Origin of the sequence: Tumebacillus sp. BK434 (genome assembly GCF_004340785.1) — a bacterium.
GTDB lineage: Bacteria > Bacillota > Bacilli > Tumebacillales > Tumebacillaceae > Tumebacillus_A.
In genome coordinates, this window is the sequence record NZ_SLXS01000004.1 from 52,508 (window position 1) to 76,546 (window position 24,039).

The window sequence follows — 24,039 nt, forward strand, 5'->3', positions numbered from 1 at the left end:
CGGTAAATATAGATTCAGTAGCTACGGTCAAGATTTTCAGCATACTGACATATGCCCAGCAGCAGCTCGCATCGAAGATGACCAATTTTTGCCTTGTATTCGATTTTTAAATTCACCCCTGACAAAGTATAGCCCCTCCACTCAATAATGCGATACAGGGCATATACGGGGCTCTGAGATAGGGTATGAGAGACAGTTCTACTGTTATCAAATGAAATGGCGATTTCATAGGAAACAAAAAATGCACCCATAGGGGTGCAAGATTACTACTTCAAGTTCAAGAATTAGAAATAATCCCGTGTGGCTTTGGGTCGAGGTCTGCTGCAACGTTTGAAAGATTACTTCCATTGCTGACGAGAACAACAAATGCACATAACACTAATAGTGCCAGGATCTTTTTCATTTCGACTCTCTACTCCCTTGCTAAGGATTCAAAAAGATCACTTCTTTTGCTTTGCAAGTCAAGAGCTTCTTCTAAATTCCCGATCTTACGACAGGCGTCAACGGCAATTTGGAGGGCAGCAGCTTGATCTCTCACAAAACCTATTATAGCAAATATGTTAGAAGATTTTATAGCGAGTTCTTGGGCTTGAATATAATTCTGAATTTTGTAGTGGTATTTTGCGAAAACAGCATATAGTTCCCCTAATTCAAGCGTTGTAGATATTTCAATTGATGATGCTATGTGTTGCGCTTGGCAAAGATACTCATACGCTTCTTCAACTTGTTCGGTAAGCAGATGGATTTCTGCAATTTTAGCATAAACAAAAACCACTCCTGCATGATAATTGTCCAATTCAAATTGGTTTGCACACTGAATTAGATCCTGAATTGCTTGGTCTGGATTCTCTTTGTAGGTGATAGATGCAGCCATTGTCACCTGAACACGACTAAACAATGAATTGTTGTTCAGAGTTTGATATAAGGTCTTTGCCTGATCAAAGAATTCAGATGCCCTTTGAAAGTCATCTGTGTTTTTGTACGCAATACCTAATACATATAATGCATCGGCTAGTTTTCTTATGTCATTGATTTTTTCGTAATACGCCCCTGCCTTTTCAATGTACGGGAGGGATTCACGAATACACCCTTTTTTTCGTAAGGTTAACCCTACATTGAATGAAATGTAGGCAGCGAGATGATCAAATTCAATGAACCGGTTTATATAATCGTAGGCGCGTTTGTAGTTGTAAAGTGCTTCTTCGGTTTCTTGCAATTCGGTATAATTGTTGCCGATCTTGTTTCTGATCCATGCCAGTAAATTTGCGTCGTGAAAATTGGAAGACTCAAGACTCTGAATCATTGGTTGCAAAATAGACAGAGCTTCTTGAAAACGTCCTTGTTGATATTTACAGTCAGCAAGAAAAACCGATAATCTTAACTTATCATATTCGGAAACCAATTCATTCTGTAGCTTAACGATCAGTTCCTCTGCTTCGGCTGGCTGATTCTTTTCTATAAGCAGCTCAACAAGTTTGATCCGGGCGTGCAATTCCATGTTTTTGTCTTCATCTTGAAGCAATTCTTTTATTGGAATCAAAAAGGCATCAGCAATCTTATTTAGAAGATCTGCAGATGGCATTGCACGATCCTGTTCAATTGTACTAATCCACGAGATCGTTACCCCAACCAGATTCCCAAGGTCGGTTTGTGATAAGTTTCGTTCTTTTCTAAGTCTCCGTAGTCTTTGACCTAATGATTCATTCATCTATATCACCCAATTTACTGGACTTTATTGAATATTATACAGATCTTGTCATAAATCAGCAATGAAGTATACAAATTTCTGTAACTCTCTATCGGTTAATACTTTACATCAAGAATTGATGTAATCAAACGAACACTTCTATAATCAAGTCGCAATGACGAAGATGGGAGTGTTGAATTTGAACATATCGTCTCTTGGGCAAAGAATTCGAGAAATACGACTTAAAAAAGGAATCACTCAAATTGAGCTTGCTTCTGGCTTATGTACTCCATCGCTTATCTCCCAAATTGAAAGTGACAGGGCGCGACCTTCTTACAAAACTCTGGTTGCGCTGGCAACTAGACTCGATGTTCCTCTTGAACATCTCTTACAAGAGGTGAATCTGGATCTTGAGTTTTCAAGTAAGTACAAGTTGGCAATGGGAATGATTCGAGGGAATGAGTTCCAAACAGCCGTCCCGTTGTTGAATGACCTCTTGGAAAGTCAACAGCACAGAATACAAAGAGAATCGTTGCTGTTGGAACTTACACGCTGCCTCGTTGAGTTAGGTAATGTCCTTGAAGCTGAAAAGGTCTTACAACAGTTGGATCAAATCTGCTTCACGGAACGGAACGATCATTTACACGTTGAAGTGTTGTTGCTGCTTGGGAAAGTCGCGGAGTTGAAAAATGAATATCCAATCGCTCTTTTCCACACGAACCGGGCTTGGAATGAATTACAAAAGGTAGAAGAGATCGACGCAGATAATCAAGCGAAGATTCTCATTCAGTTAGCCAGTCTCCATGAGCGGGTCGGAAAGGTTGCGGAGGCGGCCGAGTATTACGAGAAGGCATTGTTGCTCAATCCGTATAACGGTGAAGATCGAGGGAAGACTTTTCTCCGCTTGGCAGAGGTTTATGATCGGCAAAAGAAGTTTGAGCAAGCAGAAGAATATGCAATGAAAGCAACCGTGCTTCTGCAAGAACAAGCGAATGCCGAACAGAAACGAGAAATGAAACATCGTTTGATCATGCTGCAGCGTGAGAAGAGCGATTGGAAAGTGAGTGTCCAAAAACTGTTGAACCTTGCAGAGCAGTATGAGCAGATCGGTGACAAATCAAAAGCTGGTGAAGTCTTCGCTGACATCGCGCTCATCTGTTCTGAGAATGGCGAAATTGATGAATCCTGGGCTTACGCTGAAAAAGCAAGAATGAGTCTCTCGGATACTTCCCCTACTATGGGGCAAGTCCACCGTGTTCTGTCGTTTGTCTATTTTCACCGTGAAGATGAGGAGAAAGGCAAACGGCATCTCGATAATGCGGTCAAGATTTATAAGCGACATGGCAAGTTTGCGGAGCTTGAAGAGGTAACGCTACACATGTGCCGGTATCTGAATGAAAAGGGGGAGCACCGGGAAGCATTCGAGCGGATGGAGCTGCTTCACACGTATATGACAGGACAATTGGAGCAGCGTGGGATCGTGCTTTGAAAGTCCAATTTATGGGTGTGTACGAGCGGCAGCATTGGGAGAGGTATTCCCGGACAATGGTGCGGGTAGGAAATGCAGCAGGCTACCTGTTCATCCACAAGAATCGCCATGATCGTTGGTACTTTCGCGGTCATCGAGTGGAAGCACAAAATTTCTATCAAGCCATGGCCAAACTTGAAGAGAGTATTTTCGAAGTAGAAGGATTATCAGACGGCGCATTGTGGGAGCGAGTTGGGGCAATGATTGGAGTGAATGGCATCTGGGGATACTTGTATAAGAGCAAGACGAGACAAGGTGGTTGGGTATGGTGTGGGCATGAGTTTGAAGCGGAGACAGAGAAGATGGCGAAGGAGCATTTGCAAAGTTTGAGCAAGGATACATGAGCGGCTATTGGGCGACCCGAGGGGGTTGCCTTTTCTATTTTGCAGGGTGGTGATCGGATAAGAGGTCAAAAGTAGCAAAAGAACACATCTGTTTGGAGTAATTTGTTTTTCACCGATTCCGATAAATTGGGGCGTTTTAAGGCTGTTTTGGGCTTAGATCGTAGAGAAATAGGGATTCTACCGAATGCGATTTCAAAAGCGCGTCACATCTTGAATGTAACACAATAAGAAAAGAGTAACATTCAGGAAAATGACGCCAGCCCTTGATATATAAGGGTTTTATCAGTTTTGGAAATTTTTGTTGCTTATAAATGTTACATATCGTATGATCGAGTTACATTGAATGTAACAAAACGTATGAAAAAGGGGTATATATATGGAACTCGTACAGCCAATTCGAGACAAAAAGCAGATCGACGAGATGAAGAAGGTACTCAGAAAACAATCGCTTCGTGACTGGTTTCTGTTTGTCCTTGGGATCAATACAGGATTACGTGTAAGTGATGAGCTCACCTTGAAGGTTAAGAATGTACGCAATCAAACACACATCACCATCAAAGAGAGTAAGACAGACAAAGACAAGAGATTTAGAATCAACGGGGCTTTGCGTGAGTGCATTGACGAGTATATTGAGAGGATGGACGATGAAGCATGGTTATTCCCATCTAGGAAGGGTGACAAAGCAATTTCGAGGGTACAGGCATATCGAATCCTGAACGCTGCTGCTGAGAAGGTCGGGGTGGAAGAGATCGGGACTCATACCATGAGGAAGACATTCGGCTACCATCACTACAAACAGAACAAAGACGTTGCCATGCTGCAGAAACTCTTTAATCACTCCGCACCGTCCGTGACACTTCGTTACATAGGTATCGAACAAGATGAAATGGACGCATCAATTGAAGATTTCAGACTATAACCATCCGTGAGGGTGGTTTTTGTATAGGGGGTGAGAAAACATCCATTAAGGACTTACTGATGTACATTATAGGATAAGCAATTGCATTTCCACGACCTGGATGATTTTCTATTTGTGACAAATTTATGTAGTTAAGTTTATTCATCATACCGGGTTAGTCAATTCCTTGCTATAATAGAAAGAGCATTATATACATTGAAAATGTTATATACTGTTCTCTATGGGAGGTGTTTCTTTTGGCAAAAAATAGATCATTTGCAGATTCTACAGCGGCTGATGATAAATTGATTGGTTTTGAGTATCAATATTACTATTTTTTTGATCAATTATTGCAACTCAAAGATACTGATGAAAAAATTGGGATGGAGGTAAAAGATGACGTACATCTTGAGATGGGAAATAAATTAATACTTATTCAGCTTAAACATTCTGTTCGTACAAATACCAAAGGAGATGTTATCAGCCTAAAAGAAAGAGATAGTGATATTTGGAAAACTATTCACAACTGGGTTAATATTACTAACGATAGTAATGAAGGGAGAGCGGATGCTTCTGCCCAAGAAGAATTTTTGAAAAAAACTAAATTCGTTTTAGTTTCCAATAAGTCAATCGGTAGAAGGAACAAGTTCTTTGATGTGATTGATGACTTTAAATGTGGAGTAATTACCATACATAAATTACGTAGCTATCTCACTCAACTGTCCGAGGGAACTGATCAAGTAGATATAAAAACATATATTGAGGAGTTATTTGCCCAGCAAGACAACTGGATCAAGTTATTCGCTGCGGGCATTGAATTTGATCTTGGAGTAGATGACTTAATTGAAAGAATCAAAAAGTCAATTAAAGGAAATTTTGTGCCTGAAAATGGTGTTGAGACAGTATTTCATTCTATAAATAGCAGATTAAGAGAGGAGATATACAAAATCATAAAAGAAAGAAAAAAAGTGCTTATTACTTTTGATGAATTTCATAGAAAATATACACCACATTTTTGTCTTGGAAGGGTAAACAAGTTGCCAGTACGTCGCTTGGAAGCTTTTTTTGATGGAAATGTACAAGAGCAAAATTTTATTAAACAGTTGATAGATATTGACGATCTTGATGAATCAGATATTGATGAAATGAGAGAATATACATCAATTATGTTGCACGCAAAAACAAATATTGAACAGTGGCAAAGAAATTATGAGATAACTAATGAAAAAATGGAGGACTTTATAAGTAATAGTAAATTAGAATGGAGAAACGCTCATAAGGAGGCTCATTTTGACACTAAAGATCTCTATCGAACCAAGGATCGTGATTTTGAAAAAATTAATATTGTGAATGCCAGAAAGTGCTTGCATCAAGTTAGGAAAGTCAGACTTAGATTGGATGAGGACACAGAATTTGATATTAAATTCAGCAATGGGAAATATTATATGTTATCAGACCGATTAGAATTAGGATGGGTCTATGATTGGAAGAAGAGGTATAAAGAAGATGGGAGGTAATTACATATATAACAATGAAGCTATAGGTGCGATAGCTATTGCTTCCGTAATGAAGCATTTAAAAAGCAGTAGTATTGGAAAAACGATGCTCTTTTTGCCGTTATTGCTCCATAATCCAACAACAAACTTTTTAAAAAAGCGTAGCACTGGTGTACGTAGTTTAGAGGAACTATTGGTTAAAAAAGGTGGGTACTTTATTAACTTTGATGATCGATTTAGATCATTATTACCGATCTCATTAAATTCACTTCTGGTTTTAGCTGAAATAGGAGTTATCAATGTGGATGACGGAATGGTTAGGTATAATACTGAGTCTAAGTTTGATATTAATACAAACATTGGAAATCGAATAACGAATATCATTATGGCATCTGAGAAACTGGCGATGATAATGAAAGAAGAGACGGGAAATCTATACTTACAATTGAGGGTGAAATTATGAACTTTTGCATAAGCAAATTGATTCTTTGGCTTTCTAACGGCGAACAACGCATCTTGGAATTTATGCCTAATAAGGTGAATGTAATTACTGGGGATAGTGAAACGGGTAAAACAGCAATTTTCGAGATAATTGATTATATATTATTTTCAAGTGAGACAAAAATTTCCGAAGAGGAAATAAATGAATATGTAGATTGGTATGGGATGCATTTTTCTATTGGCAGCAAAGAATTAACTCTAGCTAGGAAGAAATTTGATGCTTTTAGAAAGGTTTCTCAAGATTATTACTTTTCAGGAAGTGGGGTAATTCCGAAGTCACCCGAAAAGAATATTCAAGAAAAACTACTTAAAAAAATTATTGAATCAGAATTTTCTATTTCCAGTGATACGATAATTCCTTATGGAGGTAAACATATAAGGGCGGGTTCAAAAATATCACTTCGATATTTCTTGCTATTTAACTCTCAATCTGGAGATACGATTTCACATAGTGAGCAGTTCTTTGATAAAATGGCTGAACCTAAATATAGAGAAGCACTTGAGAGGGTCTTCGATCTGGCAACAGGGATTGAGTCAGTCGAGAATATACTCATTAAAGAGAAGATCGATAACTTGCAAAGAGAAATAAATAAATTGGAAAATAGAAAGAAGTCACAAGAACTCGATATGGAAAGTTCTAATCTAGAAGATATGATCGCTAAAGCAAAGGAATTTAATCTAATTCCAGAAAATAACAAAACGTATGAGGAGGATTTGTTTGATCTTCAATTAGTGTCAAAGGACTTTAATGCACAGAAAGTAACAACCGAATTGAATGATTTAGAAGAGATTAGAATGGAACGGATATCGATTGCAAGAAGAATAAAAATAATACAGAAATACAAACAAGATTATACTAAATATAAGGAGTCTGAAGCGGATAATTTAGATAGTCTGAGGCCAATCCAATATCTGAAAGAGAACTTTCTTGAATTAATCGAGTCTCCCGATGTTAGACAATTTATTTTATCTCTTGATAAAGAGTACCGTTCATTAAAGAAGTCCTTGCGTAAAAGGACTCCTATTGAACAAAATTTAGATGACGAGCTGCAAGAACTACAAATAAGATTTGATGAGCTAGAAAAAATTATTTTGAGATACCCACAAAGCAATCCAGGATCTACTTCGCTTTTGGAAAAAATACTATTTATCGCAGAGGTACGCGGGAGATTGAATTCCGTGACTTCCAAAAAATTAGATACAAGCGTCGATCAGCAGATTCTGTCAATAATTGAGGATCAGAAAGAATTGAAAGAAAAGTATATTGATCGGGATGAAGCACGAAGTAGAGTATTGTTGTTGCTCAATGAACTAATTCAAAAATATTTGGATAAAGCATCAGATGAAGGTGCATTAGACACATATAATCGCTATAGATCTTCATTTGATTATAAAGGGAAACGATTACAGCTTAGAAAACCAAACACACTTGTTCCTTCACATGTTGGCAGTAGTTCCAATCACCTGTTTATGCATATTTGCCTATTTCTTGGGTTGCACGAATTAATGGTTATTCAACAAATACCTTACGTTCCAAGGTTTTTATTGCTCGATCAACCGAGTCGTCCTTATTATGGAGAGGCTAAAAGGGAAATCAGAGGTAGTGAGGCATCTTGGGAGGATATAAAAAATGATGATAGAGAGAAAATAACAACTGTGTTCAGATTGCTGAATCATTTCATCGATGAAATCAACAAGCATGGTGTTAATTTTCAAATGATAGTTTTGGAGCATATTCCAGAGAATGTTTGGACCGAGGCAAAATTAGAGAATATTGTCTTGGTGGAAGAGTTTAGAAAAAATGGAAATAAATTGATTAATTTATAAACGGGTGATGAAGTTTGTTATACTTAACCGTGTCCATTATGGATGCGGTTTTTGTTTTCCGAATCACTCATTATCATAGTTCCCCAGTTGATATTAGTATTATAGAAAATGGGAGAATGACCTTGATAAACGGCGCAACTCATAGTAAATTTGTAGTAGAGTTCGCTAGGGCTTTACGCACGATACGCCATGACTAACAAGTCCCAAACGCCAAAAATCCTTGCTATAACTGACCTCTCGGCCTCACACGCGGAGAGGTACCGAAGTGGTCATAACGGGGCGGTCTTGAAAACCGTATGGGTATCTAACGACAAATTTATATAGTGATGTTTCTCAAAATATTGAGTTTCAAGGGAGGAAATTAGTCTATGAACGACTATGGATATGTTGTAAAGTACGAAAACGGTACTTACTATGCACATGATGGAAAATCTGGACTTATTGGGGCTACAATTTTTCGCACCGAGACTGCTGCGAGCCTTGTGGTCAACGATTCAGACCAGAAAAGCACAATAATCAAGGTGGAAGTTAGGATAGTAGAATAGCTCCGCCAGAATAAGATGCCGTGTCCATATTGGATGCGGTTTTTAATTTCGAGAATCGACCATGAGTTAGTCAGGTTAAATGAACAGGAAAACTAATCGATTAGTCGAAAATGTAAATGAATAACATCATTAGTTAAGGGGGATTGTCATGTCATTTTGGTTTGTCATCGGTGGTTCGATATTACTTTCTATCTGGCTTGAACGTGCAACAAAAAAGAGAAGACAAAAAGCGAAGTCAGGCAAACGCCGATCTGCACCTAGGGTCAATACAACTCCGCCTGCGCCATCAACTGAAATTCGCCCGGATGTGGTCATTCTTCAAACATCGCTGCAGGAGCTTTCAGGATTCGAGTTTGAACGGCTGCTCGCGCTTTATTTCCGAGATCAAGGGTACAAGGTTGAGGAAACCGGAGTGGGCGGGAAGGACGGCGGAGTTGATTTGGTGCTGGTGGATCGAAGAGGGGAGCGGACTGCTGTTCAGGCGAAACGGCATTCTGATCATAATAAGGTACCTGTACAAAAGGTGCGTGAATTTGTTGGAGCGAAACGAAATCACAATTGTGTACTCACTCTTCTTATCACCACATCGGATTTAACTGAGCCTGCTAAGAAAGAGGCGGAGCAGTTCCATATGGAATACTGGCACGGTGGACTTTTAGAACTGAAGTTGGCTACATGGGGAAAGTATAATCCGACGAAACAGAAGCAAAGAGCTGTGCGCAACGAGGCAGCCACTACGCGCGAAGTCATTTGTAAGTGCGGTCATTCGATGGTGATCCGCAAAAACAAGCAAGGCGTGTCATTTTACGGCTGCTCCCGTTTTCCGAATTGTCGACATACCACGTCAATCTAAAAGAAATCTCCCCCCCTTTCTCAAGTTATCAATAAAAACTTGGGTGACTACCAACCTGACATGTGACTGTTTCAATATATTGCTGTTCAGCCGTTGCTAAGTGACCAAAAGCTGAACCTGCGAAGGGGACGGTTTTTGTACTGTGATGCTTTAGCACTTCAATCCGTTCGGGTTGATCGCCGTACTGGTAGGTCGCAGCAATGAGTTGATATTCCCATCGGTTATACTATACTGGATACAAGTGAGTTACGGAAAAGACCTAGTGTGTTCTTAGTCCGAGACCGTGTGTGTAGTCTCAAAAACATTGATATATCAATGCATTTCCCAAGCAGATGGAGTACTGGTGTCTCTCCCGGTCTTCAAAACCGAGTGCGGCCTATGGTGTAGGCTGGGTGGGTACGATTTCCACGCACTCCGGCCAAATCAACATCTTCTACATACAGTCTCGCGTTTTGGCATAGCCCACAGTCTGGGCGTTCGAACATGCTAATAGGTAGACTTTTTGATATGGCAAAGGCGTCGTTTGACGCACGTTTGAGAGATCGTAAGGATTGGGTAGGCAGCGACTTTGACAAGGCATCGGAAATCTTTATCGCGGATTGAAAACGTGCGGGCTGCACCGAGCGGACTGAGGTTGGACAAATTCTATAGATTCTTTTATTCTGAACATGCATTTGGAGCAGGAAGACGGAGGGTGGCGGCCCTATAATGTCCTCCTGCTTTCTGTTGTTTGTTTGCATCTAGCATACGACAAGCTAGCGAAAATTTCTCCAGCAATGATAATGAGAAAGCCTCTCAATTTCTCTATCGTGAAAACAGAGCGACTACATAATATAGTGAGTAGTGAGGTGTAAAGATGTTAAGTTCTTTACGGTATAAGCAGTTTGGACATCCTCTTGAAGTCTTGGAATTAGAGCAACGAGTGGATGTGCCACTTCATCCCGACGAAATAAGGGTTCGAATGCTGCTTAGTCCAATCAATCCTTCTGACCTAATTCCGATTCGAGGTGCCTATAAACATCGAATCCAATTGCCAGCGATACCAGGATACGAAGGGGTTGGGGTTGTTGAGGGAATCGGTTCATCCGTCCCCACCACCCTCCTAGGCAAACGGGTTCTGCCTTTACGAGGTGAGGGAACTTGGCAACAGTACGTGAAAACGAAAGCCAATTATGCGATCCGCGTTCCCGATGAAATCGATGACGAAACAGCAAGCCAAATGTACATTAACCCTGTAACGGCATGGCTTATTTGTACAGAAGAATTACGGCTGAAATCTGATGACGTGCTGATTGTAAATGCTTGCGGGTCTGCGATTGGACGTATTTTTGCACAGTTTTCAAAGGTGTTTGGATACAAGTTGATTGCAGCAGTTAGAAATGATATCCATACCCAGGAACTGCAATCGCTAGGTGCTTGGGCTGTGATTAATACGTCTAAAGAATCACTTGTCAATAGGGTCAAAGAATTGACAGATGGGGTGGGGGCAACGGCAGGTATTGATAGCATTGGTGGGCAAGATGGGAACGAACTAATTGAGTGTATACGTGTAAACGGAACAGTATTAAGCATTGGTCTCTTGTCTGGCATCCAGATCGATTGGGCCAAAAAATCCAACATCACCGTGAAACCGTATTGGCTTAGACGATGGATCGAAGGAGCTTCCGATCTTCAGTGGCATAAAACATTTGATGACATATCTAACTTGCTCAAGGAGAAAAAACTGATAATCCAGACCGCAAGAGAACGCTTCGGTTTATCAGAGTATAAAAAAGCGATCCAATCTGCTGAATACCATGGTCTGAAGGGGAAAGTGCTCTTTGCACCTTCCTTATTCAAGTGACGGGGAATTTCCGAGGACCCCATATTTGTATTACGCTAGAGGCTCGTAATTTCTTGATTGAGGAACTAAACAAGCGATTTGCAGAACATGGGGTAATGGAGCTGGGATAAATAAGTCATCGATTAATGATTGGAGATGTGCACAGCTTCCGGCGATACAGTGGTCGCGGATTGAACAGGGGATCGTTCGATTCGTGCCTCCAATTCCCGCCTGTGATAAACCCTTGGAAGATTATTTATTAACAGCAGCCAGCCACGGGTGATTCGGGGCTGGTTGTTATTTTTGTTTGGACTACGGTGTTAACAATTGTACTAGCGGTGATTGGAATATATTTGTTTGATACGATCGATAATCTGCAGCAACTCCCCTTGTAAGGCATCGAAGTAGAAACGTCGTTGACAGACGTCGGTGGCGTTTTTAAGTTGATTGAAGCAAGCTGAGCGGGCTGCTCATCGGACAATTTGTGATTACCACAATCCGCGTTTGCATACTTAGAGAGTATATGAACTTACGAGTAGGGAAGATCTGTACGGTGTCCACCTTGTTACTTGAAAATTTATATTATTTATGATATTTGTAAAATATTACAAGGAGGTGTGTATGACTATCCAATGGCACCAAGATGGGATGTCTTTCGATACGCTTCGCGAATCGCATGAATGGGCATATCAAGTCATATATAATGAAATTGGAAATCTTTACAACGGGTATATCACTTCCGATGAAAAAATCGCTTATACATTGGTGTTTGAACTGGTACGTTCAAACACCCCAATACCCAGATTTGAAGTCCATACTCAGATTGAGTTTGACACGCCTGAATCTGCTGTTTATAGGATTTGGGTGACCCCTACTAATGAGTGTATCTAAAATGGCAATTAACCAAATTGTAAAGATTCACGAAGGATGCTATCTGGATGTTGGTAGAACCCGCCCGGCACAAATCGATGTCGCTCACCAGCGTCATGACCTTGGAAAAGATCAGAGCCGGTGTGCTTTCGTTCCAAGATGCGTTAAAGGACGATGGCGAGTTTGCCATGGTCGGCAAGGGGACGGCTGCTGACGGACGTAACTCGGAGCTGCGAGAAGAGCTGGCCATGCGTAATGAATACAAAGGCGATCCCGGTAAAGAGTCGAAAGTGGCACGAAAACAGATTGCCATGCTGCTCGGCGCCAGTCCGGATCACCCGGACGCGGAACTCGCACGCATTTTGCGCGAGTACGGTGGAATCTGACCGGGTGGTATCGCTTGCCGCACGAAAGCCCCGCTATGAGCGGGGCTTTTTTTTGTGGATAAACAACAATCCCAGTTCGAAAAGACGGTGGAAACGTCGAGATTGCGCATGTCTTCTTCCTTAATGAAAAAGTTCGCCAATCTTCAACACCTCCTATTACCCTATATATTGACATAAAAAGACCACCCTTTGAAAAGACAGGGTGGTCGGCACATCACGATTTCTCTTTTTCAAACAATACGAGCAAAGCAGGCATCAAGATCCCGCGGATCAGGAACGTGTCGAGCAGAATCCCGATCGCCACGATAAAGCCGAACACGAACAAGAGTTGGATCGGCATCGTCATCAGGACGGCGAACGTCGCCGCGAGCAGGAAGCCGGCGGAGGAGATGACGCCGCCGGTGGTGGAGACGGCGATTTCGATCGCCGTTTTGACCGAATGTTTGCGGCGCTCTTCCATGTAGCGGGAGATCAGGATGATATTATAGTCGATCCCAAGCGCCACGAGGAACACGAAGGAGTAGAGCGGCACGCGGTTGCTGACCGCGTCGATGTCGAAGATGAGATCGGTCAGGAACATGCCAAGTCCGAGCGCCGACAGGAAGGACAGCAGGATCGTGCCCATCATCAGGAGCGGAACTTTCAGCGAACGGGTGATAAAGATCAGCATCCCGAAGATCAGCACGGTCTCCAGCAGCACGATCACGATCAGGTCGCGGTTATTGGTAGTGCGGTCGTCGACTTGGGTTGCCGTTTCACCTGCGAAATACAAGGAGCCGTTTAAGCCGCTTTGCTCGACCAGCGCGGACGCATCATCGCGCATCTGCTCCAGGGCATCCATCGTTTCTTCCGCATACGGGCTTTCGTCGAAGGTGAGGCTGTATTTCACCGCCTGGCCGTCTTCGGTGACCCCGCCTGCGCGGACGGAGTTGACCAAGGGCTGGTCGGCCAGGAGGTCGCGCAGTTTGTCTTGATCGGCTTGCGACAGCTTCGCGTCCGACTGGAACAGCACGGTTGTCGGCGCCAGGTCGCCTTTTTCGAATTTGGCTTCGAGGATTTCGTAGCCGACGCGGGACTGCATGTCGGCCGGGAACGATTTCATCGTGTCGAACTCGTAGTTCAGATTGAACAGATTGGAGGCGGACAACACCAGCAGGAGCAGGATCGACAGCGCGGAGAGCAGCGGCTTTTTCGTGACAAAGCGGCCGGCTTTGCTCCAGAAGGAGTTGCGGGTGATCAGCTCATCGCCCATTTTCGGGACTTTCGGCCAGAACGATTTGCGGCCGAACAGGGTGAACAGGGCGGGCACCAAGGTGACCGAGGCGATCATGATCACGAACATCGCCGTCCCGAAGATCGGGGCGAAGTTGCGGTAGTCGCCAAATTCGGCGAAGAACAGCACGAGCATGGCGATCAGCACGGTGCCGCCGGAGAAGAAGACCGGGAGACCGGTTTCGCGCATCGCGAACTTCATCGCGTCGAATTTGCTGTCGTGATGTTTCAGTTCTTCGCGGAAACGAGACAACACGAACAGCGAGTAGTCGGTGATCGCCGCAAAGAGCAGGATCGACATGATCGAGGAGGACTGGGAGGCGATCTCCAGTCCGGCCAGTCCCCACAGCCCGAGCAGCTGGTTGACGACTTCATACACAAACGCCGCAGCGACCAGCGGAATCAGGGCGAGGAGCGGCGAGCGGTAGATGACGATCAGCAGCACCAGGATCAGTCCGACCGTCGAGAGCAGCAGCACGATGTCGGCGCGCGAGAACAGGTCCAGCGTGTCGACGGCGATGCCGGCCGGGCCGGTAATGTAGGTGGTCACGCCGGTCGATTGCTCGGCCACCGCGTGCACCTGTTCGAGCCGGTCGCGCAACTCGCTGTTTTCCAGCTCCGAGTCGAACGTGATCGGCACGACGGCGGTCGTTTTGTCTTCCGAGAAAAAGCCGGCAGCCGCTTGCGGCGGCAATTCGGCGAAGGAGATGATCGACTGCAGGCCTGCGATCTGTTTCGCGCGAATGTCGTCGAGCACTGCGGAGACGTCGGCTGTCTGCAGTTCCCCTGCTTTCGCTTGAAACACGAGCAAGGCGGGGATCTCGTCGCTGCCTTGGAACTGCTCATCCAGTTTCATCTGGGCGATGACCGAAGGGGCGTCTTTGGGCAGGGAATCAACATTGGAAACTTCAAATTCTTTGGCACCTGGCACAAAGACGGCCAAGAGCATCGTGATGACCAGCCAGAGGGAGAGGGTGGTCCACATGCCTTTTCGGGTGCTTGTATAGTCGGTAATCTTGCGAAGGACGGTCTTCACGGTCCGTTCCACCTTTCTAAAAATAAAAATGACACTTGTGTCACCCTCATTATGTGCAAAGGTGACACAAGTGTCAATTATTATTTGGTGAGCATTCCGTGGCAGAGCATCTCTTTGATCGAGCGAATCCAGTCCTCATGCGGAATGCCAAAATGATTGGGGATGTTGATCGTCTGAAAGATCATGCCGAGGATCAGACCGTCCGGCAGATTGGTGTTCAACAACCGTTCTTGGCGGCCCAGTTGGAGAAATCCGTGCAGCATTTGATATAAGCTGCGATGGAATTCGTCGATCTTTTGCTGGTTCTCCGTCGCTTTTGGGGTGGCTTCACGGGGCATCTGATGGACGCGGCTCATGATTTGATGGATCATGCTATGTTGGAAGATCACATCGATCAGATAGTCAAACTGCGCCGCAAACCCGTCTTGCTCGGGAATCTGGCGGAACTGGTCGAGGACTTTGTCGACTTCGTACGTCATGTAGTCGGAGATGAGATCTTCCTTGTTCTCATAGTATTTGTACAGCGTGCCGCGTGAGACTTCGAGTTTTTCAGCCAAAGTCCCAAAGGTCAGGCTCTCGTAGCCATGTGTGAGCAGCTGGTCTCGCACTTCTTCGAATAATTGCTCTGTCGTAAACTTTCTTTCCCGTGCCACTGGCGCACCTCCGTTGAAAAAACTCTCTACTGGTATCATAGGGAGTTTTGCGGGAATTAACAACAATCTCTGTGCGTTCTCGATATTGACATAAAAAGGGTAAGATGTTATAAAAAAATTACTGGCACTCGACATGTAAGAGTGCTAACAAGTGGAGAACGTTCACGATTCGAAGGGGAGAATGGACATGGAAAAAAAGCAATTTCAAGCCGAATCCAAACGACTGCTGGAAATGATGATCAACTCCATCTACACGCAAAAGGAGATCTTTCTCCGCGAGTTGATCTCCAACGCGAGCGATGCAATTGATAAGATCTACTATAAAGCGTTAACCGACTCGTCGTTGGTCTTCGATAACGACAGCTATTTCATCAAAATCACTCCGGATAAGGAGAACCGCACGCTGACCATCCGCGACACCGGCGTGGGTATGACGGCAGAAGATCTGGAGAACAACCTCGGCGTCATCGCGAAAAGCGGATCGCTGGCGTTCAAACAGGAGCACGAAGCGAAAGACGGCCATGATCTGATCGGGCAGTTTGGCGTTGGTTTCTACTCCGCGTTTATGGTCGCCGATGAAGTGATCGTGACCAGCCGCGCGCTCGGCAGCGATCAAGCGTACAAGTGGGTTTCAACCGGCACGGAAGGTTACACGATCGAACCGGCTGCGCAGGACGAGGTCGGCACGGAGATCGTGCTGAAGATCAAGGACAACACGGAAGACGAGAACTACGATGAGTTCCTCGACCAATACCGCGTGAAGGCGCTGATCAAGAAGTATTCCGACTTCATTCGCTACCCGATCAAGATGGATTTCTCGGGCAAGCGTCCCGTCGAAGGCAGCGACACCGAGTTTGAAGATTTTGCAGAGGAACAAGTGGTCAACTCGATGGTGCCGATCTGGCGCAAGAACAAAAACGAGCTGACGACGGAAGATTACGAGGCGTTCTACAACGAGAAGCGCTACGGCTGGGACAAGCCGCTGAAGCACGTCCACCTCAGCGTGGAAGGCGCGGTGACCTACCAGTCGATCCTCTTCATCCCGGAAAACGTGCCGTACGACTACTATTCGAAGGAATTTGAAAAAGGGCTGGAGCTGTATTCGAACGGCGTCCTGATCATGAACAAATGCTCCGACCTGCTGCCCGACCACTTCAGCTTTGTCAAAGGGATGGTCGATTCGGACTCCCTGTCGCTGAACATTTCCCGTGAAATGCTGCAGCATGACCGCCAGTTGAAGCTGATCGCGAAAAACATCGCCAGCAAGATCAAGAGCAACCTGCAGAGCATGTTGAACAACGAGCGGGAGAACTACGAGAAGTTCTTCAAGTCGTTCGGCCGCCAGCTGAAATTCGGCGCGTACAGCGATTTTGGGGCGCAGAAGGACACGCTGCAAGACCTGCTGCTGTTCTACTCCTCGAAAGACAAGCAGCTCGTGACCTTGGATGAATACGTGTCGAGAATGCCGGAGGAACAAACATACATCTACTACGCGACAGGCGAATCGATCGAGCGCATCGAAAAGTCGCCGCAGGCGGAAGTGGTGCTCGACAAAGGCTACGAACTGCTCTACTTCACCGACGACATCGACGAGTTCGCGATCAAATCGCTGCGCAACTACAAGGAGAAGTGGTTCAAGAACGTCTCCAGCGGCGACCTCGGCATCGAAGCGGAGGAGACGCAGTCGGAGGAAGAGCAGCTGGAGCACAAAGACCTGTTCGACTACATGAAGGAGCAGCTGTCCGGCAAGGTGTCTGACGTGCGCGCCTCCAAACGCCTGAAATCGCACCCTGTCTGTCTGTCCACCGAAGGCGAAGTGACGATCGAGATGGAAAAAGTTCTCAACGCGATGCCGAACAGCTCCGGCGTGAAAGCGAACAAAGTGCTGGAGATCAACCCGCAGCACGATGTGTTCCAGTCGCTGCAGGCGGCGTTTGAAAACGACAAAGAGAAGCTCAACCTGTATACCGCCCTGCTTTACAACCAAGCCTTGCTGATCGAAGGCTTGCAAGTGGAGGACCCGGTGGAGTTCACGAACGGCATCTGCAAAATTATGGTATAATCGTCAACAAGCACAGCACCCCGTTGCGGGTGCTGTTTGCATTTCCTGTATCGGGAGGGAGTCTCATGAACCACAGGCCGATCGGTGGCAGACTGCACCCAAGACCGCTCCGGGTCGTGTCCTGTCCCAGCTGCTCGTTGCCGCAGGGGCGGAATTATCACGCTTGTCCGGACTGCTATCGGGCGGTTGAAGCGATTTGGCTAAAAGATTGGGAAGCGCTGCTGAACAAGGAAGGCATTCGGGCGGGGCAAGCGGAGGAGCGGCAACTGGCCGAGAAGGTTGTTGCGGAACTGGATCTGCATCCGTGGACGGTCGTCGACGCGGCGCTGACGTTTGTCACCTGCACCGCTTGCGGTCAGGAACCGGGCGGGGGACCGCTTTCATGCGAGGAATGCGCGATGCTGTTCGGCAACCTCTGGGGCTATGATGTGGAAGCGCAGCATCAGGGGAGGATGACCGGCAATGAACATGCTTTGCGGGTGGGACGCCGGGTCTTGCGGCACCCGCATCGTCAGAAGCCGGGGCTGGTGCGCGCCTGGAAGTTCTCGATGCCGATCCTGCTGACGGGACAGGTGCCCAGCCATGAGATCGCCGCTTATTTCAAGCGGGCGATCGACAAGGCGGAGAGCGAATCATTTTTTGAGATTGTGTATCAGAGCTTTGAAGAGGCGTATCTTACGCATCGTTCATCATCTTGAGCATCCCCCAGAACGTCACGCCGCCGATGATGTACATCAGCATGTCGACCGGGTCGCTCGTGCCGTTGGACGTGAAGAGCGGGATCAGGTACTCCCAGGTGATGCCGACCAGCAAGGTCAAAATGAAGCAGGAAATCAACGTCTCGAAGCGCAGATTGCGTTTCGGATACAAGGAGAGCAGCACGTTTAAAAACGGAATGAAGACCCAGATGATCAGAACATCGTTGAGATGACCGTGGATGAAGGCATTGTCGGTGGCGGGCTTGAGCAGGGATTCGTTGAGCAGAAAGAGGACGATGCCTGCCACGAGCAGGATCAGATTGTTTTTCAAAAGGCGTCAACTCCTTCGGTGATGATGCTTACTATCGTACCACGGGCGGTTGCATATGTTTACCAGTTGGCGCAAAATAATAAAGCGGGAACTTACGAAAGGTGGAGCTGAACGTGATCATCATTCATGCATATGTCAAAGTCAAACCGGAGCGTCGCGAAGATTATCTTGAGCTGGCGAAAGGGATCGTCGCCGGCTCGCAGGCGGAAGAAGGCAACCAGGCGTACCAGTTGTTTGAAGAAGCGGGCAATCCGAACTCGTTTGTCATCGTGGAAAAGTGGAAGGATCAGGCGGCTGTCGATTTTCACAACGGGACGGACCATTTTCAAAACTTCATCACCAACGTGCCGGAGCTGTTGACCGAGCAGACGCGGGTGGAGCTGTTTGAGGCTGTGGAGAAATAATAAGCTTGCTCAAGGAGGCTGGTTCTTGTGGCAGGCGATGGACGATGTGGTGGAGTGGGTTCGGTAGGCAATGCGGATGTGATGAGAGAAACCCGACTTTCCTTGTGGAAGGTCGGGTTTTTGTGCGGAATTAGGAGACTTTTTTGTCGCGTCCGGCTCCGAGACCGGCGGCGAGCAGGCCGACGTTGGAGAGCACCAGCACGAGCAGAGAGGCGGTCCAGCCTCCGGTCAGATCGTGCAGCCAGCCAAAGAGGAACGGGCCGCTGGCGGCGAGCAGGTAGCCGAGCGACTGCGACATTCCGGACAGTTCGGCGGCAGCGCGCGGAGTTTGGGCGCGCAGGGCGAGGAAGGTCAGGGCCAGCGAGATGGAGCCGCCTTGGCCGATCCCGAGCAGCAGCACCCAGAGCCAGACAAACGTTGCAGATTCCCAAAAGAGCCCTGCATAGCCGATAAAAAAGACGGAGGCCAAAGCGAGCACGAGCCGCCGCTGGCTGGGTCGGCGTCCGGCCAGCACCGGGACGAAAAACGTGGCGGGCAGGCCGATGATCTGCATGAAGGACACCATCCACCCGGCCGCTGCCGGGGAGAGACCTCGGCTGTGCAGCAGTTCAGGCAGCCAGGAGACGGCAGCGAAAAAGCCGAACGACTGCAGCCCCATGAACAAGGTCACCTGCCAGGCGAGCGGTGATTTCCAAAGCGAGCGGTTGACCTGTTCCGCAGCTTGCTCCCGTTCGGTGCTGACCGGAAGCGGGCGCACTTGTGGATACCAGAGCAGGATGCCGAGCACGGCGAGCAGCGCCCAACTCATCAAGGACAATTGCCAGCCCAGACCGAGGCCCTCCGACAGAGGCACGCTAAGACCGGAGCCAAGCGAAGCAAACCCGCACATGGCGAGGGTATAAAGACCGGTGATCTTGCCCACGCGGTGCGCATAGTCCCGCTTGATCAGGCTTGGCAGCAGCACGTTCCCGACGGCGATCGCAAAGCCGATCAGCATCGTCCCGCCGATCAACGCGCCAGCCGACGGAGCCGAGCGCAGCAAGATGCCGGCGGCGAGCAGGAGCAGGCCGCCAAACAGTGTATTTTCCGTGCCGAAGCGACGGGCGATCTTCGGAGCCAACGGCGAGATCGCCGCAAAGGCGAGCAGAGGCAGCGTGGTCAGCATCCCGGCAAACGTGTTGGACAGCCCGGTATCGATGCGAATCTCCCCGACCAGCGGTCCGACCGCCGTGATCGCGCCGCGCAGGTTGGAGGCGATCAGGATGATGCCGAAGAGCAGCAGCATGCTGTTTTTCTGTATCGTAGCGTTCGAATCCATGAGTACCTCCTTTTTCTTTGACTAAACGTATCATATGCTTGCTGATTGTTCCAGATGGGAAGATCATGGTGAGATACTAAGCCCGTTTTTCTGACAACTTAAACTATTTCGCCTATTTAATTTATCGGTTGACAGATTAGGGGTTTTCCAATACGATCACTTCAACGCTTTTATGCATATGTGCTTTTATGTGGTGAAGTGCGACAGTGGCAGGAGGGATCGATTGTGTGGAAAAAGTTTGCTGTGGCGGCGCTGGGGTTGACGATGTTGACCGGGTGCGGCGCGGGGGATGGCGAGGTGAAGATCGGAATCTCGCAGTTGGTGGAGCATCCGTCGCTGGATGCGGCGCGCGAGGGATTTGTGGCGGCGCTGAAGGATGCGGGGTATGAGGAGGGCGTGAATCTGGAGCTGGATGTGCAGAACGCCCAAGGCGATCTGTCGAACAACGCGATGATCGCCCAGAAGTTTGCGATGGAGGGAGAAGATCTGGTCTTTGCGATCTCCACGCCGAGCGCGCAGGCGGCTGCGATGGCGATCAAGGATACGCCTGTGCTGTTCACCGCCGTCACCGACCCGGTCGGGGCGAAGCTGGTGAAAAGCCTGGAGGCGCCGCACAAAAATGTGACCGGGACGTCGGACACGCATCCGGAAGCGGCGAAAAAGCTGGTTCAACACCTGAAGCAGTTCTTCCCGCAGGTGAAGCAGGTCGGTATCCTCTACAACTCCGGGGAGCAGAATGCGGTCGTCTCGATGAAAAGCATGAAGGGGGAACTGGAGCGCGCCGGTCTGAGCGCGGTGCTGGCCAGCGTCTCGAACTCGTCGGAGGTGAAGCAGGCGGCCGACTCGCTGGTCGGGCGCTGCGAAGTGCTGTATGTGCCCAAGGACAATACGGTCGTCTCGGCGCTGGAAGCGGTGGTGAAGGTCGCCAATGAAAACAAGCTGCCGTTGTATGTCGCGGAGTCGGAGTCTTTGCAGCGCGGCGCGTTTGCCGGGCTGATGATGGACTATTTCCAGCTCGGCTACCAGACGGGCGAGATGGCGGTGGAGATGCTGAAAAACGGCAAGCAGCCAAGCCAGCTGCCGGTCGGACTCCCTCAAGAGCTGAGGCTCGGGATCAATGAGAGGGGCGCCGCGATGCAAGGGGTCACGCTGACGGAAGAGATGAAAAAGGATGCGGAACTGATTGGGAAGACGAAGTAATCACTAGGATGAAAACGAGTAAGAAGTCGAGTAAGAAGTTGATTATGGGAACTATACTTGGAAAATTTGGATTCGGAATGACAAATTAAGGACAAAGAAAAGGGGTTGTGATGATGGGATTCGCACTGCTGGGATCGATGGAATCTGGACTTATCTTTGCATTTTTGGCGCTTGGTGTGTATGTGACGTTCCGCATCCTCGACTTCCCCGATCTGACGGTGGACGGCAGTTTTACGGCGGGCGGGGCTACGGCGGCGACGCTATTGGCGGCGGGAGTCCATCCTGTGCTCGCCACCATCGCGGCGGTACTGGTCGGCGCTTTGGCCGGAAGCGTCACGGGGCTCTTGCATACGAAAGGCAAAATCAATGCGCTGCTGGCCGGCATTCTCACGATGATCGCGCTGTACTCGGTCAACCTGCGGATCATGGGGCGGGCCAACGTGCCGCTGTTGAATGAGGAAACGCTTGTCACGAAAATCAACGGCTCGCTGGAAACGTGGCTCGGAGATTTCGCGCTGGCTGCGGTGCTGGCGGTTGGTGTCGTGGTTGTGAAAGCGGCGCTGGACTGGTTCTTGCGCACCGAGACGGGGCTGATGCTGCGGGCGACCGGGGACAACGAGCGGATGATCCGCTCCTTTGGCGCCAATACGGACGGGGCAAAAGTGCTGGGGCTGGCCTTGGCGAACGGGCTGGTCGCGCTGGCCGGGGCGTGGATGGCGCAATATCAAGGGTTTGCCGACGTGTCGATGGGGATCGGGATGATCGTGATCGGGCTGGCCTCGGTGATCATCGGCGAAGCGGTGTTTGGCCGCTCCACCATCGCCCGCGCCACGCTGGCCGTGATCGGCGGAGCGATTCTCTACCGCCTGATCGTCGCGTTCGCGCTGCGCGCCGGCGTCAATCCGTCCGACCTCAAGCTGATCACCGCCTTGATCGTCATCGCGGCGCTGGTCTCGCCGAAAACGTTGCAGGCTTGGAAAGCAAAAGCGCGCAAATCGCGCCGCATCACCGGAGGTGAGCCGCATGTTAAAGCTTAACGGCATCCGCAAAGTCTTCAACCCGGGGTCCCCGGATGAAAAAATCGCTCTCGACCGCCTCGATCTCGCCTTGGCACCCGGCGATTTTGTCACGATCATCGGCAGCAACGGCGCGGGGAAGTCGACGCTGATGAACATGATCTCCGGCGTGCTCACACCGGATGAAGGGACGATCGAAATCGACGGTCAAGCGGCGACGCACCTGCCGGAGCATCTCCGGGCAAAAATGATCGGGCGGGTGTTCCAAGACCCGATGGCCGGCACCTCGCCGTCGCTGACGATCGCAGAAAATCTGGCCATCGCCTGGTCCCGTAACGAGCGCCGCACGCTGCGCATCGGGGTGAGCAAAGCGCGCCAAGAGCAGTTTCGCGAGCTGCTCGCCGATCTCAACCTCGGCTTGGAACACCGCCTGACCGCCAAAGCGGGGCTCTTGTCCGGCGGTGAACGCCAAGCGCTCAGCCTGTTGATGGCGTCGTTCACCGACCCGAAAGTGCTCCTGCTCGACGAACACACCGCCGCGCTCGACCCGGCGCGGGCGCAGGTGGTGACCGATCTGACGCGGGAGATCGTGGCCCGCCGCCAACTGACCACGCTGATGGTCACGCACAACATGCAGCAGGCGCTCGATCTGGGCAACCGGCTGCTGATGATGGACGGCGGACAGATCATCCTCGACGTCCCGCAGGAGCAGAAAGCGCAGCTGACCATCCCCGATCTGCTCGCCGAATTCGAGCGTCTGAAAGGCGTTAGCGACCGGGTGGCGCTGGGGTAAAACGGCGGCGATCAGTTCTCAAACGTGTTCTGGTCGTGCACCAGCAGCCAGTTGCCGTTCACCTTCTCGAAGACGAGCGAGAGGTAGTAGCGCTTCTCATAGGGCTGGCCTTGCGGATCGAGGTCGTTGTACAGCACTTTGAGCAGTGCGACGCCCGACTCGGCGGTGACAGAAGTCTTGATCAGCTCAGTGTGCATCGACCAGTCCGGGTCGGAGAACCAGTTCTGGTGAAACGTTTCAAATTCCGCCCGGCTGTCGATCAGCTTGCCGTTCGGCAGGATCAGCGAGATGTTCTCCGGGTGCACCGTCGCCAGAAAAGCGGCCAGATCTTTTTCAGTCATAGTATTCAGGTGGTGTTGTAACGCTTGATGAAAATCCATTCAATAAAACCTCCAAGGTTCAATTATTATTTTATTGTACCTGATGTTCTGGCTTTTTTCACGCCTCCGATTGGCTCTTTTGTCAGCTCGTCCGCCTCGGTATAGTGAAAGAAAAAACG

At 48.2% G+C, this 24,039-nt stretch carries 23 protein-coding genes; 17 read left to right on the forward strand and 6 right to left on the reverse strand.

Annotation, left to right across the window (positions count from 1 at the left end):
* Nucleotides 1–412 precede the first annotated feature (412 nt).
* The gene (locus tag EV586_RS11980) at nt 413–1,708 is read right to left on the reverse strand and encodes a helix-turn-helix transcriptional regulator (RefSeq protein WP_132945355.1); all 1,296 of its coding nucleotides are present in this window, start codon (nt 1,706–1,708) and stop codon (nt 413–415) included.
* A gap of 178 nt (nt 1,709–1,886) precedes the next feature.
* Between EV586_RS11980 and EV586_RS11985 the strand changes: the two genes are divergently transcribed.
* The 11 genes from EV586_RS11985 to EV586_RS12030 all read left to right on the forward strand — a co-directional run bounded on the left by EV586_RS11985 (nt 1,887) and on the right by EV586_RS12030 (nt 12,757).
* Nucleotides 1,887–3,176, forward strand: a complete 1,290-nt coding sequence (locus EV586_RS11985) for a helix-turn-helix domain-containing protein (RefSeq protein WP_165898558.1) — start codon at nt 1,887–1,889, stop codon at nt 3,174–3,176.
* A gap of 56 nt (nt 3,177–3,232) precedes the next feature.
* Complete coding sequence (locus tag EV586_RS11990; RefSeq protein WP_132945357.1) at nt 3,233–3,559, forward strand: hypothetical protein; 327 nt, start codon at nt 3,233–3,235, stop codon at nt 3,557–3,559.
* 376 nt (nt 3,560–3,935) lie between these two features.
* Nucleotides 3,936–4,478 (forward strand): site-specific integrase, encoded by a 543-nt coding sequence (locus EV586_RS11995; RefSeq protein ID WP_132945358.1) that lies wholly within the window; start codon nt 3,936–3,938, stop codon nt 4,476–4,478.
* 236 nt (nt 4,479–4,714) lie between these two features.
* On the forward strand, nt 4,715–5,974 hold the full coding sequence (locus tag EV586_RS12000; RefSeq protein ID WP_132945359.1) for a hypothetical protein: 1,260 nt from the start codon (nt 4,715–4,717) through the stop codon (nt 5,972–5,974).
* A complete protein-coding gene (locus EV586_RS12005) occupies nt 5,964–6,416 on the forward strand; it encodes a three component ABC system middle component (RefSeq protein WP_132945360.1) in 453 nt (150 codons plus the stop codon). Before EV586_RS12000 ends, EV586_RS12005 begins: the two co-directional genes overlap by 11 nt.
* Nucleotides 6,413–8,281, forward strand: coding sequence for a DUF3732 domain-containing protein (locus EV586_RS12010; protein WP_132945361.1), 1,869 nt, complete (start codon nt 6,413–6,415; stop codon nt 8,279–8,281). Before EV586_RS12005 ends, EV586_RS12010 begins: the two co-directional genes overlap by 4 nt.
* A gap of 368 nt (nt 8,282–8,649) precedes the next feature.
* The gene (locus EV586_RS21130) at nt 8,650–8,826 is read left to right on the forward strand and encodes a hypothetical protein (RefSeq protein WP_165898559.1); all 177 of its coding nucleotides are present in this window, start codon (nt 8,650–8,652) and stop codon (nt 8,824–8,826) included.
* 148 nt (nt 8,827–8,974) lie between these two features.
* Nucleotides 8,975–9,679: a restriction endonuclease gene (locus EV586_RS12015; RefSeq protein WP_132945362.1), complete on the forward strand. Its 705-nt coding sequence runs from the start codon at nt 8,975–8,977 to the stop codon at nt 9,677–9,679.
* 856 nt (nt 9,680–10,535) lie between these two features.
* Nucleotides 10,536–11,522 (forward strand): zinc-dependent alcohol dehydrogenase family protein, encoded by a 987-nt coding sequence (locus tag EV586_RS12020; RefSeq protein WP_132945363.1) that lies wholly within the window; start codon nt 10,536–10,538, stop codon nt 11,520–11,522.
* A gap of 600 nt (nt 11,523–12,122) precedes the next feature.
* Nucleotides 12,123–12,392, forward strand: a complete 270-nt coding sequence (locus EV586_RS12025) for a hypothetical protein (protein WP_132945364.1) — start codon at nt 12,123–12,125, stop codon at nt 12,390–12,392.
* A 47-nt stretch (nt 12,393–12,439) separates the two neighbouring features.
* Nucleotides 12,440–12,757: a YciI family protein gene (locus EV586_RS12030; RefSeq protein WP_132945365.1), complete on the forward strand. Its 318-nt coding sequence runs from the start codon at nt 12,440–12,442 to the stop codon at nt 12,755–12,757.
* Nucleotides 12,758–12,971: 214 nt separating this feature from the next.
* Here EV586_RS12030 and EV586_RS12035 read toward each other — a convergent pair whose 3' ends face one another.
* Nucleotides 12,972–15,065 carry an MMPL family transporter gene (locus EV586_RS12035; RefSeq protein ID WP_207893893.1) on the reverse strand — a complete coding sequence of 698 codons (2,094 nt, stop codon included), beginning with the start codon at nt 15,063–15,065 and terminating at the stop codon, nt 12,972–12,974.
* 80 nt (nt 15,066–15,145) lie between these two features.
* The gene (locus EV586_RS12040) at nt 15,146–15,718 is read right to left on the reverse strand and encodes a TetR/AcrR family transcriptional regulator (RefSeq protein WP_132945366.1); all 573 of its coding nucleotides are present in this window, start codon (nt 15,716–15,718) and stop codon (nt 15,146–15,148) included.
* 187 nt (nt 15,719–15,905) lie between these two features.
* Between EV586_RS12040 and htpG the strand changes: the two genes are divergently transcribed.
* The gene (gene htpG / locus EV586_RS12045) at nt 15,906–17,780 is read left to right on the forward strand and encodes a molecular chaperone HtpG (protein WP_132945367.1); all 1,875 of its coding nucleotides are present in this window, start codon (nt 15,906–15,908) and stop codon (nt 17,778–17,780) included.
* A gap of 65 nt (nt 17,781–17,845) precedes the next feature.
* Complete coding sequence (locus EV586_RS12050; RefSeq protein WP_132945368.1) at nt 17,846–18,478, forward strand: hypothetical protein; 633 nt, start codon at nt 17,846–17,848, stop codon at nt 18,476–18,478.
* Here the strand turns inward: EV586_RS12050 and EV586_RS12055 are convergent.
* Complete coding sequence (locus EV586_RS12055; protein ID WP_132945369.1) at nt 18,456–18,809, reverse strand: hypothetical protein; 354 nt, start codon at nt 18,807–18,809, stop codon at nt 18,456–18,458. The two genes, EV586_RS12050 and EV586_RS12055, sit on opposite strands and share 23 nt — an antisense overlap.
* A 113-nt stretch (nt 18,810–18,922) precedes the next feature.
* Between EV586_RS12055 and EV586_RS12060 the strand changes: the two genes are divergently transcribed.
* The gene (locus EV586_RS12060) at nt 18,923–19,213 is read left to right on the forward strand and encodes a putative quinol monooxygenase (RefSeq protein WP_132945370.1); all 291 of its coding nucleotides are present in this window, start codon (nt 18,923–18,925) and stop codon (nt 19,211–19,213) included.
* 130 nt (nt 19,214–19,343) lie between these two features.
* On the opposite strand, the gene EV586_RS12065 is transcribed toward EV586_RS12060, so the two are convergent.
* Nucleotides 19,344–20,531: a CynX/NimT family MFS transporter gene (locus EV586_RS12065; RefSeq protein WP_132945371.1), complete on the reverse strand. Its 1,188-nt coding sequence runs from the start codon at nt 20,529–20,531 to the stop codon at nt 19,344–19,346.
* A 225-nt stretch (nt 20,532–20,756) separates the two neighbouring features.
* On the opposite strand from EV586_RS12065, the gene EV586_RS12070 reads away from it, so the two are divergent.
* The 3 genes from EV586_RS12070 (at nt 20,757) to EV586_RS12080 (ending at nt 23,540) form a co-directional block, all read left to right on the forward strand.
* Nucleotides 20,757–21,731, forward strand: coding sequence for an ABC transporter substrate-binding protein (locus tag EV586_RS12070; protein WP_132945372.1), 975 nt, complete (start codon nt 20,757–20,759; stop codon nt 21,729–21,731).
* 113 nt (nt 21,732–21,844) lie between these two features.
* On the forward strand, nt 21,845–22,768 hold the full coding sequence (locus EV586_RS12075; RefSeq protein ID WP_207893894.1) for an ABC transporter permease: 924 nt from the start codon (nt 21,845–21,847) through the stop codon (nt 22,766–22,768).
* Entirely contained in the window at nt 22,755–23,540 is a 786-nt protein-coding gene (locus EV586_RS12080) for an ABC transporter ATP-binding protein (RefSeq protein ID WP_132945374.1), read from the forward strand. The genes EV586_RS12075 and EV586_RS12080 overlap by 14 nt, the downstream gene beginning before the upstream one ends.
* Before the next feature lie 11 nt (nt 23,541–23,551).
* Here the strand turns inward: EV586_RS12080 and EV586_RS12085 are convergent, their stop codons facing one another.
* Complete coding sequence (locus EV586_RS12085; protein ID WP_132945375.1) at nt 23,552–23,920, reverse strand: YybH family protein; 369 nt, start codon at nt 23,918–23,920, stop codon at nt 23,552–23,554.
* Between the last annotated feature and the right edge of the window lie 119 nt (nt 23,921–24,039).